This window comes from Roseovarius sp. S88, assembly GCF_037023735.1.
GTDB classification, from domain to species: Bacteria; Pseudomonadota; Alphaproteobacteria; order Rhodobacterales; family Rhodobacteraceae; genus Roseovarius; species Roseovarius phycicola.
On record NZ_CP146069.1, the window covers coordinates 1,905,769 to 1,921,023 of the forward strand.

Genomic DNA, 15,255 nt, shown 5'->3' on the forward strand with positions numbered 1-15,255 from the left:
TTTTGCTTGGCAAAATCCGACAGATGCGAGGGGCCAGCCCCTCGCGCTCCCCTGGGTGTTTTTGACAAGAAAGAAGCAGAGACCTAAAGCGCTTCGTCTTTAACCTGAAACATCAGCGAACAGTGAAACGCGTGCAACGATTGAGTGTCACGCTGCGTTTCGTGATTATCTGTGTGTCAGGTTTATCGCGAAACGCTTTAATCAAGCGGATGGGCGCAAGGCGATGGCGGGTTGATTATGCGCACGTTTAAAGGCGCGGCTGAGCGCCTCGGGAGAGCCATAGCCGTAGCGACGCGCAATGGTTTGGACACGCTCACCACGTTCCGCATCCTGACGCGCCAGCACCATGCGCCAGCGGCGTAAATACGCACCAGGCGTTTCCCCCACTTTGGCGCGAAAGAGCTCTGAGAACCGTGACTGCGAAAGGCCTGCATGGCGCGCCAGATCATCGCCCTGCCATTTGCGGCCGGGCTCATCGTGCATCGCGACAATCGCTCGGCTGAGGCGGGGATCAGCCAGACCCGCCAATAGCCCAACATCAGTGACGCCACGTTCAATCGTAAGCCGCAAAAGGCGAATAAGCAGGACCTCTCCCAGACGATCAAGCACAGCGCTGCCGCCGCAGCGTGGTGTTGCGCTTTCGTTTTGCAACGCTTTGAGGATATGGATGACCTCCGGTTCTGCATCAAGGCGCAGGGTGACTTCGGCAGGCAGCGCGCTCAGAAACGGATTGGTGGCACCGCCCCAATCGGCCTGAGCGGCAAAGCTGAGTGTCTCCCCGGTTTCAGCTGCAGTATTGGCCGCGCAAAGCGGGGCAAAGACCACCCGTGTGGGCGTCTGGATTTCAGCATTTTCAAAGATCAGCAGATTGGCTTCGTTCGGGTCTGTCGGAAAAACCCGCAAGTCAAAGTGTTGAATAAGAGCCGAAAGGCGGTCGATTTTGCTCATGTCGGAAAAAAATCATGTTTTTTGGAAAAAATTGATCTCAACGCCATCTATATCCAAGCTGACGATATATTGCAATCAGGAGACCACAGATGTTGATGCCTCGCCAAAAAACCCCCGAACTGTCGCTACCCACACTGGATCATGGCAGTTTTGATCTCGCTTCAGATGGATCTGAGCGCGGCACGGTCGTGTGTTTTTACCGCGGTCTGCATTGTCCGCTTTGCGCCAACTACCTGACCGAGTTGGAAAGGAAGGTTGATGACTTTGCGGAACGGGGTGTTAAGACAATCGCTGTTAGCTCCGATGGCCAAGAGCGCACCCGTGCCATGGCCGACAAGATCGGCGCAAGCAAGCTGCGCTTTGCCTACGATCTGAGCCTGCCCAAGGCCAAGGAATGGGGGCTCTATATCTCCACCTCGCGCGGCAAGACGTCGATTGGCATCGAAGAGCCGGCGCTTTTCTCTGAGCCCGGCCTGTTCATGGTGACACCGGAGCAGTCACTTTACTATGGCTCGGTCCAGACAATGCCTTTCGTGCGCCCGCACTTCTCTGAACTTGTCGGCGCTCTCGATTTTGCCATTGCCAATGAGTACCCGGCGCGTGGCGAATACACGGGCGAGGTCTAGATGCGTCACCAAGGTCGGGCTTTGTGGCCCGATACACCACTCACGGACCCGGGGGGTTCCCCCGGGTTTTCTTTGAAATCAGCCTTGACTTGAGGGGCAAAGACTTGGATAAGCGCGCATCCCGGCGGGGAGACTCGTGCGGGACTTTATTTTTGACGCCCAGAGGGCGCGCTGTTCGAGGCACCAAACGCCGGGTCAGACCGGGGCCACAGAACGCGGAAGCAAGAGGAAAACGCCATGTTTGCGGTTTTGAAAACCGGTGGCAAGCAATACAAGGTCCAGTCGGGCGATATGCTCCGTGTGGAAAAGCTTGCAGCGGATGCCGGTGAGAAAGTTCAATTCAACGAAGTTTTGATGCTGGGTGGTGACAAGCCCGTTGTTGGAGCGCCGTTTGTGGCCGGTGCGGCCGTGCAGGCCGAAGTGGTCGATCAGATCAAGGGCGACAAGGTTATTCACTTTGTCAAACGCCGCCGGAAGCATGGCAGCAAGCGCACCAAAGGCCATCGTCAGCAGTTGACCGTGCTGCGCGTGACCGACATCCTGGAAAAGGGTGGCGACAAGTCGGGCGTGAAGGCGGCAATGGGCGCAGGCTCAGTCGCGGCAGTGGCCGTTGCAGCAGCAGAGGCCAAGAAACCAGCGAAGAAAGCCGAGCCGAAAAAGGCTGAGACGAAGAAAGCTGAGCCCAAGGCAGAGGCCAAAATGGCCGAGCCCAAGAAAGCTGCACCTAAAAAGGCGGCCAAGGTCGAGGCCGATGACCTTAAACAGCTGAGCGGCGTGGGTCCGGCTCTGGAGAAGAAATTGCATGCGGCAGGCGTGACCACGTTTGCCCAGATCGCAGCCTGGGGAGAAGCCGAGATTGCGGAATTTGACGAAAAGCTTTCGTTCAAAGGCCGGATCGAGCGTGAAGGCTGGGTCGCACAAGCCAAGAAATTGGCTAAAGGCTAAGGAGAGACGAGATGGCACATAAGAAAGCAGGCGGTTCATCCAGAAACGGTCGCGATTCAGCGGGCCGCCGCCTTGGCGTGAAGAAATATGGCGGCGAAGCCGTGATCCCAGGCAACATTATCGTGCGTCAGCGCGGCAATAAATTCTGGCCGGGTGAAGGCGTAGGCCAAGGGAAAGATCATACGCTCTTTGCCACCGTGCAGGGTGCTGTGAAGTTCCACAAAGGCCTCAAAGGCCGCACATTTATTTCGGTTCTCCCGATGGCGGAGGCCGCTGAATAAGCCGATCTTCAGGTAAGAAGTTTAGAGGGATCGGCAAACCGCCGGTCCCTTTTTTCTTTTTAACGAAAGAATTCCGGACCGGGTCATAAAAGCGCAAGACTGCGCCCCCATAAGAGGGACAAGGACAATGACCGTAACGGGTAAAGATTTGATTGAATTGGGTTTTGAGGAAGGGCCAGAGCTTGGCCGAGCCATTGAGACGGTCAATGCGCTTGGGCTTGAGGGTCAGGCGTTGACCACTTGGGTTGTCGCCAACAAACCCGCACCGCGGATCAAACTGCAGGAAAACCCGGGGTATCGCTTCAACCTTGAAGCCGAGACCGAGGATGAGGTCGACAACGTCGCCAAAGTGCGCGCGACGATGGATGTCTTGATGCGCACGCCAACGTTGGTGGATGGGGCAGTGATGCCCGATGCCTGTCCGGCAGGGCCGGAGGGCACAATTCCGGTGGGTGGGGTGGCTGTGGCCAGAAACGCCATTCATCCCGGCATGCATTCGGCCGATATCTGTTGTTCGGTCATGGTGACGGAGTTTGCCGATGCCGAGCCGCAGGACATTCTGAACGCCATTCACGAGGCCACGCATTTCGGCCCCGGCGGGCGGCCCAATGGCATGCGCTTTACCATGTCGCCAGAGCTTTATGATGCGTTCCGCGCCAATGCGTTTCTGAACGACAATAAGATCCTGCAGGCCGCACAGGAGCATCTGGGCACGCAAGGCGACGGCAACCATTTTGCCTATGTCGGGCGCTCTGAGGCGAGTGGGGCGACCTGTCTTGTGACCCACCACGGCTCTCGCGGGCCGGGGGCGGGGCTTTACAAGCTCGGGATGCGCTGTGCCGAAGGATATCGCACCAAACTGTCTGAAGGCGTGAAGAAGCAAAACGCCTGGATTCCGGCGGATACAGCCGATGGCGAGGCCTATTGGGAGGCGTTGCAGCTTATCCGCAAATGGACCAAGTCCAACCACAATGCGCTGCATCAGCGGGCCGCGATGATCGCGGGCGCAGACGTGCGCGAACGGTTCTGGAATGAGCACAACTTTGTCTTTCGGAAGGGCGACTTGTTCTATCATGCCAAGGGGGCCACGCCGATTGATCCTGAGATGCTGCCTGATACGAGCGGCACGCAGATCATCCCGATGAACATGGCCGAACCGGTCTTGCTGGTGCGCGGGGCCGTGCATGACGGCAACCTTGGCTTTGCCCCGCATGGGGCAGGGCGGAACATGTCGCGCTCGGCGCATAAGCGGGCTTTGGAAGGCCGCTCTGATCAATCCGTTTTCGATGAGGAAACGGAGGGGCTGGATGTGCGCTTCTACTCGGGAAACGTGGACGTATCCGAGCTGCCCACGGCCTATAAATCCGCTTCTGCGGTGCAGGCGCAGATGAAGCAGTTTGATCTGGCCGACACTGTGGACCGCATCCTGCCTTATGGTTCGATCATGGCCGGGGATTGGGAGCGTGACGCGCCGTGGAAGAAGCGGGCCGCAGCCAAGCGCGCGGCACGGGCGCGGCGGGAGGCGCGGTCATGACGGATGTGATCAGGACAGAGCGGTTGGTGCTGCGTCCCTTATGCGCTGAGGACGCAGCACGTATCACCTCGCTGATAGGCTCTCTTGATGTGTCGCGTTGGCTGACAACAGTGCCCCATCCGTATCACGTTTCTGATGCGGAGGTTTTTCTGAAGGATCACATGGGTTGTCCCGGATGTTACGCAGTGACACTAAGTAAAGATCTGATCGGTATCGTCTCGAGCCGCGAGGAACTGGGCTATTGGTTTGGCCTCGAGTATTGGGGCAATGGCTTGGCAACAGAGGCGGCGCAGGCCTTGGTTGCGGATCACTTTGCCAAAAGCCAACGGACTCTTTTATCCGGATATCATCTTGGAAATCTCGCATCAGCACGCGTTCTTGCGAAACTAGGTTTTGAGGAGACGCACCAAAGTTCCTCTTACGCCCAAGCACTGCGGCAGGACGTTACTGTACAGAAAATGCAACTCACCCACACCGCATGGCAGGCGCTCCGATGAGCGTCGCAGTGGCCTCTTTCCTTGTCTTCGGCGCAAGCCAAGTCGGCACGCCGGGGCCGGCAAATATGGCCTTGCTGGCCACGGGCGCGCGGTTTGGGTTTCGCGCGGCGCTGCCGTTTGTATTTGGCGTGGTGCTGGGCAAGCAGCTCATCATCTGGCCCATCGGGTTTGGCCTGATGGAACTCGCGGAAACGCAGCCATTTCTCTTTGAAACTCTGAAATGGGTCTCGGCGGCCTATATTTGCTGGCTGGCCTGGAAGGTCGCCAATATGCGGCTGGGTCCAGCCGAAGCAGGCAGCCAAGCCCCTGGTTTCATTGCCGGATTGGTGGTGCATCCGCTTAACCCCAAAGCCTGGGCGATGATCGTCACGGGCTTTACCAATTTCGTGAGCCTCGGCACGCCCGCCTTGCAGGCGACAGCTATCATCGCCATCTCATTGATGGCGCTGCAGCTCATTTTGCATCCGCTTTGGTCGCTGGGAGGTGACCGGATTGCCCGCACGGTCGCAGGCACGCCAGCGGAACCTTACTTGATGCGCGGGCTGGCGGTTTTGACCGTGGCATCCGTGCTCTTTGTGCTCTTTGGAGGAGAAGGCGCATGAAACTCGAAGCTGTTCAACACGACACCCTGATCGACGCAGGCCGGTTTGATCTGCGCCCGATCCGGAGTTCGGATGCCGGGCTGATGATCTTTTTCGGCGGTGACAAGCGGGTTGCATGGAACACCACGGATATTCCCCATCCTCTGCCGCCCGGTGCCGCAGAGGCATTTATCGAGCGTGTCATGGATCCGGAGCATCCCGAAGATGTCTGGGTGATGGACGCCACGCGAATGGGTGGGGTCGAGGTCATGGGCGTCATCGGGCTGGAGCGCATGGACCGCGAGCAATCCGAGATCGGTTATTGGGTCGCACCGGCCTATTGGAATTCCGGCGTGGCTTCGACCGCGGTCGAGGCGATTTTGCAGGCCAACCCGCAAAAGGCACGCACGATCTTTGCCAGCGTTTTTCAGGACAATGCCGCCTCTGCTCGGGTGCTGACCAATTGCGGCTTTCAGTATCTGGGTGATGCCGAAAGCTTTTCGGTGGCGCGGAACGCGACGGTGCCCACCTGGACCTATAGCCGGAAGAGCCCCGATGCCTGAGATCTATGCGCAGACCGAGAGGCTGGTTTGGCGTGCCGCCACGCTTGCGGATTTCGACGCCCTGCATGCAATTGCGTCAGAATTTGAGGTGGTGCGCCAGACATCGACCTGGCCATGGCCTGCGGATCGCGATTTTACCGCAAGCCGGTGTCAACCGATGCCCAAGGACGAAGGTCTTGGCGGCGTGGTGACATCCCAAGGCGAGGTGATCGGCATGATGGGCTTGGACCATGGCAAAATGGGCTACATGTTTGCGCCCACCCATTGGGGCAAAGGCTATGCCACCGAGCTGGGGCATGCGGCAATCGATGTGATCTTTGCGCGCTACGACTGGCCCCGGATCGAAGCTTGCGTGTTTGATGACAACCCCGCTTCGGGTCGGGTGCTGGAAAAACTCGGCTTTGCGCGTGTTGGCCCCTGCGAAGGGCCGAGCGCCGCGCGGGGCGGGGTTTTCCCGATCATCAATTACGCCCTGCCGCGACCACAGGCTTGAGCCGCGCGCCGTTTCGCTCTATCGCAAGCCCTGACAGTTACTAGGCAGCCCCAATGAAATTTCTTGATCTCGCCAAGGTATACATCCGCTCCGGATCGGGCGGGAACGGATGCATCAGCTTCCGGCGGGAGAAGTATATCGAATATGGCGGCCCGGACGGGGGCGACGGGGGCGATGGCGGCTCGGTTTGGGTCGAAGCGGTGGATGGGCTTAATACGTTGATTGATTTCCGCTATCAGCAGCATTTCTTTGCCGACAATGGCCGTCCCGGTGCTGGACGACAGCGCACCGGCGCCAATGGCGATGACATTGTGCTGCGCGTGCCGGTGGGCACTGAGATCCTCGACGAGGATCAGGAAACGGTGATTGACGACATCACAGAGGTGGGCCAACGCGTCTGTCTGGCACAAGGCGGCAATGGCGGCTGGGGCAACCTGCGGTTCAAGACCTCCACCAATCAGGCCCCGCGCCGGTCCAACCCCGGTCAGGAGGGCGTCGAGCGCACGATCTGGCTGCGCCTGAAGCTCATTGCCGATGTGGGCCTTTTGGGGCTGCCCAATGCGGGCAAGTCCACCTTTCTTGCCGCCACCTCCAATGCGCGGCCCAAAGTGGCCGATTATCCCTTTACCACGCTGCATCCAAATCTGGGCGTCGTGGGCGTCGACAACACCGAGTTTGTCGTGGCTGATATTCCCGGGCTGATTGATGGCGCGTCAGAGGGCCGGGGGTTGGGCGATCTCTTTCTGGGCCATGTCGAACGCTGTGCGGTACTCTTGCATCTGGTGGATGGGTCCTCCGGCACGCTCATTGAGGACTATCAAACGATTATTCATGAGTTAGAGGCCTATGGCGGTGGGTTGGCGGAGAAGCCGCGCATAACAGTGCTCAACAAGATCGACACGCTGGACGGCGAAGAACGCGACTTTCTCAAAGACGAGCTGGAGGCGGCGGTGGGCGCACCAGTGATGCTGATGTCCGGTGTCTCCAAAGAAGGCGTCACAGAGGTCCTGCGCGCGCTCAGAGCGCAGATTGACACCAAGCGCCTGCGCGAACGGGGCGACATTCAGGAGGCCGGACCATGGCGTCCCTGAGCGCGGCCAAACGGCTGGTCATCAAGATCGGCTCGGCGCTTTTGGTGGATCGCGCCACAGGCGCGTTGCGCGCCGATTGGCTGCGGGCCTTAACAGAGGATGTGGCCATGATCCGCGCGCGCGGCGCGGATGTGATCCTGGTCTCATCGGGTTCCATAGCGCTCGGACGAGGTGTTCTGAACCTGCCCGAAAAGGATTTGACGCTGGAACAATCGCAAGCGGCCGCAGCCGTGGGCCAAATCCAACTAGCCCGCGCCTATGCCGAAGCGCTGGCGGCGCATAATATCACGACGGCACAGGTTCTGGTTACTCTGGAAGACAGCGCAGACCGTCGGCGCTATCTCAATTCCCGCGCCACGCTGGAACAGCTTCTTTCCTTAGGTGTGGTGCCTATTGTGAATGAGAATGACACAGTCGCTACTGATGAAATCCGCTATGGCGACAATGATCGGCTGGCCGCACAGGTAGCGGTTACCGCTGGGGCGGATCAGCTTGTCCTGCTGAGCGATGTGGACGGGTTTTATTCCGGACAGCCGGGCAAAGATCCGGACGCGAAGCGTTTTGATGTCATTTCGGAAATCACACCTGACATAGAGGCCATGGCTGGTGAGGCGGGATCGGGCCTCTCGAAAGGCGGAATGAAAACCAAACTTCTGGCCGCCCGAACCGCCACGGCGGCGGGCTGTGTGATGGCGATCACCCAAGGCAGCGTGCTCAATCCCATTCGGGCGCTGGAAAATGGCGCGCCTGCGACCTGGTTCACCGCGCAGGGCGACCCGCAGCAAAAGCGCAAGCAGTGGATTGCGGCGATGAAGCCCAAGGGTTGTGTGACCGTCGATGCTGGCGCAGCCAAAGCCTTGCGCAAAGGGTCAAGTCTTTTGGTGGCTGGCGTTACAGAAATTTCCGGTCGATTTGGCCGGGGTGATGCCGTCGATGTTGTCAGTGTCGACGGCACCAGCCTGGGTCAGGGGCTGACACGCTATGACCATGCCGACGCGGATCGTATAAAGGGCTTGCGCAGTGATGCGTTGGAGCCGGTTCTGGGTTATCCGCCACGAGGCCCGCTCATTCACCGCGATGATATGGCCATTTAGGCCTAGCGCGTGTAAATTTGGTCTGAACGACAAAGAGTACTGCCATGAAAGACCTCGACAATATTCCCGCCCTGATGGACGAGATCGGCGCGCGTGCCAAGGCCGCTGCACGGGACCTGGCTGTGGCGCCGGCCGAAGTCAAGCAACAGGCTTTGGGGTTGGCGGCCGATGCTGTTTGGGCCGCGCGCGCGGACATCATTGCCGCCAACGTGCAGGATCTCGACTTCGGTCGCGAAAAAGGGCTGTCAGACGCGATGATGGACCGCCTTATGCTCGACGAGGCACGCATTAAGGCCATTTGCGACGGGCTGCGCGCTGTAGCGGTGCAGGATGATCCGGTGGGAGAGGTCATGGCGGAATGGGATCGCCCCAATGGTCTGCATATCAAGCGTGTGCGCACACCATTGGGCGTCATTGGCGTGATTTATGAAAGCCGCCCCAACGTGACGGCGGATGCGGGCGCGCTTTGTCTGAAATCGGGCAATGCGGTGATCTTGCGCGGTGGCTCGGAAAGCTTTCATTCTTCGGGGGCAATTCATGCCTGTCTGGTAGAGGGCTTGAAGGCAGCGGGCCTGCCGGAAGATGCGATTCAGCTTGTGCCCACACGCGACCGCGCGGCGGTGCAGGCGATGCTGACCATGACCGACACAATAGATGTGATTGTCCCGCGTGGCGGCAAGGGGCTTGTGGGGCTGGTGCAACGAGAGGCGCGTGTGCCAGTTTTTGCCCATCTTGAAGGCATCGTGCACATTTATATCGACAAACACGCCGACCCGGAAAAAGCGCTCAAGGTTGTGATCAACGCCAAGACACGACGCACTGGAATCTGCGGTGCGGCCGAATGCCTTTTGGTGCATGAGGATGTGGTCGACTCGATCGGACAGGGCGTTATGCGCGCGCTGATGGAGAAGGGTGTGGAGCTACGCGCGGATGCGAGCTTGCAGAATGTTGAGGGGACCAAACCCGCTTCAGAGGAAGATTGGGGCTTTGAGTTTCTGGCCATGATCATGGCGGCAAAGCGCGTTAAAAATGTTGATGAAGCCATTGATCATATACAGAAATATGGCTCCAATCATACGGATTGCATCATCACCGAGGACGACCCGACAGCCGAGACGTTCTTTGCCCGTCTCGACAGCGCGATTTTGATGCTCAACGCCTCAACCCAGTTTGCCGATGGTGGCGAGTTTGGCATGGGTGCTGAGATCGGGATTGCCACCGGTAAGATGCATGCCCGCGGACCTGTCGGCGCCGCGCAGCTCACCAGTTTCAAATACCTTGTGACGGGGGATGGTGCGACGCGGGCGTGATGCGGATTTCAGCCAGGTTCGCACTGATCTGAGTTGAACAGGCCATGCCAATTCCAGGCAGCAGATCGGGAAGAATTGCAAACTGAACCGCAGCCGGGGTCAGCGAATGAGCCAAATTCACGTCATTGAGCAATTTCCACAACTCAGGATCAGGCTTCAACCGGTCGCTTTGCGCACTGACAACCCATGTGCCGTTTTGCTCCGAGATGCTGATCTGACCACCAAAGGGAACGGCCTGTTCTGCACATAGAATGGCCAGCAAAATCGCGCGCACCTGGCTGCGAGGATGCACCCCTTGGGGAAAGGCACTGATCTGTAATCGGCCATCAATCTGCAAGTCTTGTAGAATTGCATTAACCTCTTCTGCGCCGGTCATTTGATCCTCGGATGCCATGCCAAAAGCTAGCCGGAAAAACCGGATGCGGGCGTTGGCATACGCTACGCTTTGCGAGATAAGCGACAGCTCCGGGGATTGAAGCACATTGGAAAGCTGCATCAATTCAAGACCATTGTTCACCGCGCCCAACGGGCTGATTAGGTCGTGGCAAATGCGCGAACCTATCATCGTTGCCAGGCTGCTGGAATTATGCGACACGTCTTGGTCTCCTCCGCACGGGCCGATCCTTTATGACTGACCTGAACTCTATTCTGGAACCCGGCATGCTGGTGCAGCACCCACAGAAACCGGACTGGGGCATCGGCCAGGTCCAGTCTAATGCAGGCGGCAAGATCACAGTTAATTTTCCCGATGCTGGAAAGGTTGTCATTGATGGGACTCGAGTTGCTCTGCTGCCGATCATCGAACCATAAGGTTGGTTAGAAAAGGATTAATACCCGTTAAAAGTGTTAGTCAAGCCATGATTCTCGTTAATAGTGTTTTGTACTGCTGGTTATCTGGCAAGGTTGCAGCCCAAACCGGAATGCCAGTAAAAACAGCCAAAAGGAGCGTGTCCCCCGATGCTGTCTGATGCAGCGCAGTTTACTGTCCGGCTTGCCGAAAACGAGGCCGACCTGCATGCGGCGCAACGCCTGCGGTATGAAGTGTTCGTGGATGAGCTCGGCGCGGACGGCGCGCTCGTCGATCATGATGCGCGGTTGGAACGGGACCGGTTTGATCCGTTCTTTGACCATCTGCTGCTGGAAGACGGCACACGCGGCGGTGAAATCGTCGGTGTTTATCGGCTTTTGCGCGATGATCAGGCGGCGCAAGCGGGTCAGTATTACTCCGAAGATGAATATGATCTGAGCGTCCTCAAACAGTCAGGCCGAAGATGCATGGAGCTTGGTCGATCCTGTCTGGCGCGCGATTATCGTGGTGGTGCGGCGATGTATCACCTGTGGAATGGGTTGGCGCGCTACGTGGCCGACCACAAGATCGAGATCCTGTTTGGCGTGGCCAGTTTTCATGGCACTGATCCAGGCGCGCTGGCGCATCCTTTGTCTCTTCTGCACCATCGGCACCTTGCACCAAAAGACCTTTGCGTCCGAGCATTGGATCATGCCTATCAAAACATGAATCTGTTGCCCGAAGCCCAGATTGACCGCCGGGCAGCCATGCTTGAGGTTCCTTCCCTGATCAAAGCCTATCTGCGGCTGGGTGGATATGTGGGCGAAGGGGCTTTTGTGGATAAGACGTTTAACACGACAGATGTCTGCTTGATTATGGACACTCAGAAACTGAGCGATAGGCAGAAAAACATTTATTCAAAGGGCGTTGTTGCATGAGCTTCACCTGGGATGGTGGGGAGACTCCAAAGCCGGGTCATATCGGGCTTTCGGGATGGATGAGAGCGGTGTTGCGCGGTCTCAGCCTAGCGGCTGTGCTTTTGATCGGCGTTGTTTTGACACTTATCCTGCGCCCCGTCGAGGTACGATTTTGGAAGATGCTCCGCCCGTTGACCGCACCAATCACGCAAATAGTATGCCGCCTCGGGTTGACGATTGTTGGATTGGGCTACCACGTCGAAGGGCGGCCCATGCGTGACGGTGGGGCCGTTGTGGCCAATCATTCCTCCTGGCTTGATATTCTGGCGCTCAATTCCGGGCAACAAATTGCATTTGTGTCCAAGGCCGAAGTGGCCAGCTGGCCGGTGATCGGATGGCTTTCGCGGTTGGCTGGCACAGTGTTCATCCAGCGCAACCGGCAAGAGGCCTTGGCTCAGGCCGCCTTGTTTCGTTCCCGTATGGAGGGGGGCAAAAACTTCTCTTCTTCCCGGAAGGCACGTCCACGGATGGAATGCGGGTTTTATCATTCAAATCAACGCTCTTTGAGGCGTTCTTTGCTGATGGTCTGCGAGATGTATCACATATTCAGCCTGTCACTGTGATTTACGACGCACCAGAGACCGAGAGGGATCCGCGTTTCTATGGCTGGTGGGGGGATATGGATCTTGGTCCACACGCGCTTCAGGTTTTGGCTCAAAGACGACAAGGGCAGGTGCACGTGGTCTACCATCCGCCCTTACCTGTGGCGGCGTGTGAAGGACGCAAAGATCTGGCGGCACGTCTTGAGGCGCAGGTTCGTTCCGGGATGCCTGAAGGGCGGCAATTGGATCGATAGAGTGGCGGCTCAGGACATGGTTGCAATCAGCGCTGCAAGGGCTTCAGTGGGGTCGTCCTGTCGCCAGATTTCATCGCCCACACCGAAAAAGTCCGTCATCGTTGTCAGGGCTTGAACCGTGCTCGGATCAAGCGCGCCCTCTGCCACAACAGGAATTTCGATCATCTCTGACCACCACCTAAAAAGGTCAAGATCAGCCTGAGAGCCATCGCCAAGAGCCGAGACACCGGCCGGACCAAAGCTGACATAGTCAGTGCCGGATTCCGCGGCGTTCATGCCTTCATGCCGCGACGCGCCACAAAACGCGCCGACAATGGCGTCCGGCCCAAGAGCTTTGCGCGCTTTACGCACCGAGCGCGCACCATCCGTGAGATGCACGCCGTCAAGCCCCAACCGGTCGGCAAGTACAAAATGCGTGTCGATCACCAGGGCAACATCGCGCGCGGTGGTCACCTCACGACAGGCGTCTGCGGCGCGGCAGAGCGTGTTTTCGTCATGACTCGACAGTGCCAGACGCACGCAGGCCGCCTCATGCGCATCCAGGACCTGCGCCAATTGCGCAGGAAACCGGCTAAGCTCTATTTCCGACGGTGTGATAAGGTAAAGGCGCGGCGGCTCTGTGTCGGCCATGTTTTGCTCTTTCTGCGGGTCGTTGCGCTGCTATAGCTGGAATATGGCCTGGCTGTCCACGTTGGGATGCCTCCGGCGGGGATATTTGTGGCAAAAAGAAAGGCTTGGGGGTTTTCAGGCTTACGCCTCTGGCCTAAAGCGGGCGCAAGGAGGACGGATCATGCCAGATGCTCAGGCTCAGCCCAGTTTCGTGTTGGTGCGACCGCAAATGGGCGAGAACATCGGCGCAGCGGCGCGGGCCATGTGGAACTTCGGACTTGATCGGATGGTGGTGGTGGCACCCCGCGACGGGTGGCCCAATCCGGCGGCGGATGCCATGGCCAGTGGCGCCGGGCGGCTCTTGGATGAGGCGCGGCTGGTACGGGATTTGCCCGAAGCGGTGGCCGGCGATCATTTTGTGATGGCCACCACAGCACGGGTGCGAGACCTGACGAAACCGGTGCTTAGCCCCGAGGAAGCCATGCGTCAGGCGGCAGAGCGCGTGGCGCGCGGCGAACGGGTTTCGGTTCTGTTTGGGCCGGAGCGTGCCGGGCTAGAGAATGACGACATTGCCCGGGCCAATGCGATCATCAACGTGCCGGTGAACCCGGAGTTTCCCAGTCTCAACCTTGCGCAATGTGTGCTGCTCTGCGGCTATGAGTGGCAACGGGCAACACAGAACATCACTCCGGAACGGGTAGATATGGCAGGCACGGTATGGGCCTCGCAGGAAGAGGTCGAGGCGCTCTCAGGCCGCTACGAAGAGCGTTTGGGGCAGGCGGGATTTTTCTTTCCGGATGAGAAAGCTCAAAGCATGAAGACCAACCTGCGCAACATGTGGAGCCGGATGGCATTGACCCGGGCCGATGTGCAGATGCTGCACGGTGTGCTGCGGCAAATGGTGCGCTGGAAGGAGCGCGGTTGAAGGCGGCCTGAGCCGAGGCTAGGTTGCGGGGAAAGATCAGGGAAGGGGCCATGAGCGACAAGCGCAGCATCTTTGAAGACGTGGGCGAGGGTGCCGCACAGCCATCTGCACCTAAGGGCGGTATGATCGATGCCGGAAAACGCGGTGCGCGCGGCGCGGTGCGGCTATGGCTCATGGTGCTCTTCGCTCTGGTTGTTGTGATGATCGCCGTGGGCGGGCTCACCCGGCTCACCGACAGCGGGCTGAGCATCACAGAGTGGAAACCCGTGACTGGGGCTTTGCCGCCGATGGATACGGCAACCTGGGAGGGGGAGTTCGAGAAATACCGCGCGATCCCGGAATACCAGCTGCAGAACAAGGGCATGAGCCTTGAGGAGTTCAAGGTCATCTACTGGTGGGAATGGGGCCATCGCCAACTTGGCCGCGTCATCGGACTTGTGTGGGCTGTTGGTTTCCTTGGTTTCCTCGCTCTCCGGAAAATCCCACCCGGCTGGACCGGGCGGCTTTTGCTCTTGGGGGCTTTGGGGGGCGCGCAAGGGGCGATTGGCTGGTGGATGGTGAGCTCCGGTTTGCGCGGCCAGATGCTTGATGTAGCATCCTACCGGCTGGCCGTACATCTGGGGTTGGCTTTTGTCATTCTGGGGTTCATCGCCTGGTATGTCATGTTGCTGGGGCGCGAAGAACGCGAGTTGATGCAGGCCCGGCGCGGACGCGAAGCCAAGCTCTTTGGGCTGTCCACAGGATGGCTTCATTTTGCCTTCCTTCAAATCCTTATCGGCGCTCTGGTGGCCGGCATTGATGCCGGGCGCAGCTATACCGACTGGCCGCTGATGGCCGGTGGCCTTCTGCCGCCGGATTTTTGGATGGCGGATCTGGGTTTGCGCAATTTCTTTGAGAACCCCGGATTGGTGCAATTCATTCACCGTGTGACAGGGTATGTGCTTTTGGGCTTTGCCGTCATGGTCTGGCTCAAGGGGCGTAAATCTGCGCATGTCGCCACGCGTGCGGCTTTCACGGCGGCATTCCTGGCGCTGCTGGCGCAGATCGTTCTGGGCATTGTCACAGTGCTCTATGTGGCCGCTTGGCAGGTGGCGATCGTGCATCAATTCGTGGCCGTGGTGCTTTGGGTCCTGATCCTGCGCGCACGGTTTCTTAGTCAATATCCGATAGCGCAGTCTGTGCGAGGGTAACGATTTCT

General features: G+C 58.6%; 18 protein-coding genes and 1 pseudogene. 16 read left to right on the forward strand and 3 right to left on the reverse strand.

All coding sequences use genetic code 11. The features are described 5' to 3' along the window. Nucleotides 1–201: 201 nt before the first annotated feature. Complete coding sequence (locus RZ517_RS09680) at nt 202–948, reverse strand: AraC family transcriptional regulator (RefSeq protein WP_338547976.1); 747 nt, start codon at nt 946–948, stop codon at nt 202–204. An 89-nt stretch (nt 949–1,037) separates the two neighbouring features. Between RZ517_RS09680 and RZ517_RS09685 the strand changes: the two genes are divergently transcribed. The 11 genes from RZ517_RS09685 (at nt 1,038) to RZ517_RS09735 (ending at nt 9,963) form a co-directional block, all read left to right on the forward strand. Then, a complete protein-coding gene (locus RZ517_RS09685) occupies nt 1,038–1,574 on the forward strand; it encodes a peroxiredoxin-like family protein (protein ID WP_338547977.1) in 537 nt (178 codons plus the stop codon). A gap of 237 nt (nt 1,575–1,811) precedes the next feature. Beyond that, on the forward strand, nt 1,812–2,519 hold the full coding sequence (locus RZ517_RS09690) for a 50S ribosomal protein L21 (RefSeq protein WP_338547979.1): 708 nt from the start codon (nt 1,812–1,814) through the stop codon (nt 2,517–2,519). Between the two features lie 11 nt (nt 2,520–2,530). Further along, nucleotides 2,531–2,800 (forward strand): 50S ribosomal protein L27, encoded by a 270-nt coding sequence (rpmA, locus tag RZ517_RS09695; RefSeq protein WP_317054700.1) that lies wholly within the window; start codon nt 2,531–2,533, stop codon nt 2,798–2,800. 127 nt (nt 2,801–2,927) lie between these two features. Further along, nucleotides 2,928–4,334 carry an RtcB family protein gene (locus RZ517_RS09700; protein ID WP_338547981.1) on the forward strand — a complete coding sequence of 469 codons (1,407 nt, stop codon included), beginning with the start codon at nt 2,928–2,930 and terminating at the stop codon, nt 4,332–4,334. Then, nucleotides 4,331–4,831 (forward strand): GNAT family N-acetyltransferase, encoded by a 501-nt coding sequence (locus tag RZ517_RS09705; RefSeq protein WP_338547982.1) that lies wholly within the window; start codon nt 4,331–4,333, stop codon nt 4,829–4,831. Before RZ517_RS09700 ends, RZ517_RS09705 begins: the two co-directional genes overlap by 4 nt. Continuing rightward, nucleotides 4,828–5,433: a LysE family translocator gene (locus tag RZ517_RS09710; RefSeq protein ID WP_338547984.1), complete on the forward strand. Its 606-nt coding sequence runs from the start codon at nt 4,828–4,830 to the stop codon at nt 5,431–5,433. The genes RZ517_RS09705 and RZ517_RS09710 overlap by 4 nt, the downstream gene beginning before the upstream one ends. Further along, nucleotides 5,430–5,975 carry a GNAT family N-acetyltransferase gene (locus tag RZ517_RS09715; RefSeq protein ID WP_338547986.1) on the forward strand — a complete coding sequence of 182 codons (546 nt, stop codon included), beginning with the start codon at nt 5,430–5,432 and terminating at the stop codon, nt 5,973–5,975. The genes RZ517_RS09710 and RZ517_RS09715 overlap by 4 nt, the downstream gene beginning before the upstream one ends. After that, nucleotides 5,968–6,468 (forward strand): GNAT family N-acetyltransferase, encoded by a 501-nt coding sequence (locus tag RZ517_RS09720; protein WP_338547987.1) that lies wholly within the window; start codon nt 5,968–5,970, stop codon nt 6,466–6,468. The genes RZ517_RS09715 and RZ517_RS09720 overlap by 8 nt, the downstream gene beginning before the upstream one ends. Before the next feature lie 53 nt (nt 6,469–6,521). Continuing rightward, nucleotides 6,522–7,559 (forward strand): GTPase ObgE, encoded by a 1,038-nt coding sequence (gene obgE, locus RZ517_RS09725; RefSeq protein ID WP_338547988.1) that lies wholly within the window; start codon nt 6,522–6,524, stop codon nt 7,557–7,559. Further along, nucleotides 7,547–8,653 carry a glutamate 5-kinase gene (proB, locus tag RZ517_RS09730; protein WP_338547989.1) on the forward strand — a complete coding sequence of 369 codons (1,107 nt, stop codon included), beginning with the start codon at nt 7,547–7,549 and terminating at the stop codon, nt 8,651–8,653. Before obgE ends, proB begins: the two co-directional genes overlap by 13 nt. A 44-nt stretch (nt 8,654–8,697) precedes the next feature. Next, on the forward strand, nt 8,698–9,963 hold the full coding sequence (locus tag RZ517_RS09735) for a glutamate-5-semialdehyde dehydrogenase (RefSeq protein WP_338547991.1): 1,266 nt from the start codon (nt 8,698–8,700) through the stop codon (nt 9,961–9,963). Here RZ517_RS09735 and RZ517_RS09740 read toward each other — a convergent pair. Then, nucleotides 9,923–10,558 (reverse strand): histidine phosphotransferase family protein, encoded by a 636-nt coding sequence (locus tag RZ517_RS09740; RefSeq protein ID WP_338547993.1) that lies wholly within the window; start codon nt 10,556–10,558, stop codon nt 9,923–9,925. The genes RZ517_RS09735 and RZ517_RS09740 overlap by 41 nt on opposite strands. 32 nt (nt 10,559–10,590) lie before the next feature. Here RZ517_RS09740 and RZ517_RS09745 point away from each other — a divergent pair, with 32 nt between their 5' ends. The 3 genes and pseudogenes from RZ517_RS09745 (at nt 10,591) to RZ517_RS09755 (ending at nt 12,523) form a co-directional block, all read left to right on the forward strand. After that, the gene (locus tag RZ517_RS09745) at nt 10,591–10,773 is read left to right on the forward strand and encodes a DUF3553 domain-containing protein (protein WP_338547994.1); all 183 of its coding nucleotides are present in this window, start codon (nt 10,591–10,593) and stop codon (nt 10,771–10,773) included. Nucleotides 10,774–10,920: 147 nt separating this feature from the next. Next, nucleotides 10,921–11,688 carry a GNAT family N-acetyltransferase gene (locus tag RZ517_RS09750; protein WP_338547995.1) on the forward strand — a complete coding sequence of 256 codons (768 nt, stop codon included), beginning with the start codon at nt 10,921–10,923 and terminating at the stop codon, nt 11,686–11,688. Further along, nucleotides 11,685–12,523 (forward strand): annotated as a pseudogene (locus RZ517_RS09755) (lysophospholipid acyltransferase family protein). The gene RZ517_RS09750 and the pseudogene RZ517_RS09755 overlap by 4 nt, the downstream one beginning before the upstream one ends. A gap of 9 nt (nt 12,524–12,532) precedes the next feature. Here the strand turns inward: RZ517_RS09755 and RZ517_RS09760 are convergent. Next, the gene (locus RZ517_RS09760) at nt 12,533–13,153 is read right to left on the reverse strand and encodes a thiamine phosphate synthase (RefSeq protein WP_338547996.1); all 621 of its coding nucleotides are present in this window, start codon (nt 13,151–13,153) and stop codon (nt 12,533–12,535) included. A 160-nt stretch (nt 13,154–13,313) separates the two neighbouring features. On the opposite strand from RZ517_RS09760, the gene RZ517_RS09765 reads away from it, so the two are divergent. Together RZ517_RS09765 and ctaA are read left to right on the forward strand one after the other, a co-directional pair. Next, nucleotides 13,314–14,057: an RNA methyltransferase gene (locus RZ517_RS09765; RefSeq protein WP_338547998.1), complete on the forward strand. Its 744-nt coding sequence runs from the start codon at nt 13,314–13,316 to the stop codon at nt 14,055–14,057. Nucleotides 14,058–14,107: 50 nt separating this feature from the next. Next, nucleotides 14,108–15,247, forward strand: a complete 1,140-nt coding sequence (gene ctaA, locus RZ517_RS09770; RefSeq protein ID WP_338547999.1) for a heme A synthase — start codon at nt 14,108–14,110, stop codon at nt 15,245–15,247. The last annotated feature ends 8 nt before the right edge of the window (nt 15,248–15,255 follow it).

Coding starts and splice junctions, on each gene's coding strand:
- RZ517_RS09715 (WP_338547986.1), top strand. CDS start 5,430: ATGAAACTCGAAGCTGTTCAACACGACACCCTGATCGACGCAGGCCGG.
- RZ517_RS09720 (WP_338547987.1), top strand. CDS start 5,968: ATGCCTGAGATCTATGCGCAGACCGAGAGGCTGGTTTGGCGTGCCGCC.
- RZ517_RS09750 (WP_338547995.1), top strand. CDS start 10,921: ATGCTGTCTGATGCAGCGCAGTTTACTGTCCGGCTTGCCGAAAACGAG.
- rpmA (WP_317054700.1), top strand. CDS start 2,531: ATGGCACATAAGAAAGCAGGCGGTTCATCCAGAAACGGTCGCGATTCA.
- RZ517_RS09685 (WP_338547977.1), top strand. CDS start 1,038: ATGTTGATGCCTCGCCAAAAAACCCCCGAACTGTCGCTACCCACACTG.
- obgE (WP_338547988.1), top strand. CDS start 6,522: ATGAAATTTCTTGATCTCGCCAAGGTATACATCCGCTCCGGATCGGGC.
- RZ517_RS09760 (WP_338547996.1), bottom strand. CDS start 13,153: ATGGCCGACACAGAGCCGCCGCGCCTTTACCTTATCACACCGTCGGAA.
- RZ517_RS09700 (WP_338547981.1), top strand. CDS start 2,928: ATGACCGTAACGGGTAAAGATTTGATTGAATTGGGTTTTGAGGAAGGG.
- RZ517_RS09710 (WP_338547984.1), top strand. CDS start 4,828: ATGAGCGTCGCAGTGGCCTCTTTCCTTGTCTTCGGCGCAAGCCAAGTC.
- RZ517_RS09690 (WP_338547979.1), top strand. CDS start 1,812: ATGTTTGCGGTTTTGAAAACCGGTGGCAAGCAATACAAGGTCCAGTCG.
- RZ517_RS09680 (WP_338547976.1), bottom strand. CDS start 948: ATGAGCAAAATCGACCGCCTTTCGGCTCTTATTCAACACTTTGACTTG.
- RZ517_RS09705 (WP_338547982.1), top strand. CDS start 4,331: ATGACGGATGTGATCAGGACAGAGCGGTTGGTGCTGCGTCCCTTATGC.
- RZ517_RS09735 (WP_338547991.1), top strand. CDS start 8,698: ATGAAAGACCTCGACAATATTCCCGCCCTGATGGACGAGATCGGCGCG.
- RZ517_RS09765 (WP_338547998.1), top strand. CDS start 13,314: ATGCCAGATGCTCAGGCTCAGCCCAGTTTCGTGTTGGTGCGACCGCAA.
- RZ517_RS09745 (WP_338547994.1), top strand. CDS start 10,591: ATGACTGACCTGAACTCTATTCTGGAACCCGGCATGCTGGTGCAGCAC.
- proB (WP_338547989.1), top strand. CDS start 7,547: ATGGCGTCCCTGAGCGCGGCCAAACGGCTGGTCATCAAGATCGGCTCG.
- ctaA (WP_338547999.1), top strand. CDS start 14,108: ATGAGCGACAAGCGCAGCATCTTTGAAGACGTGGGCGAGGGTGCCGCA.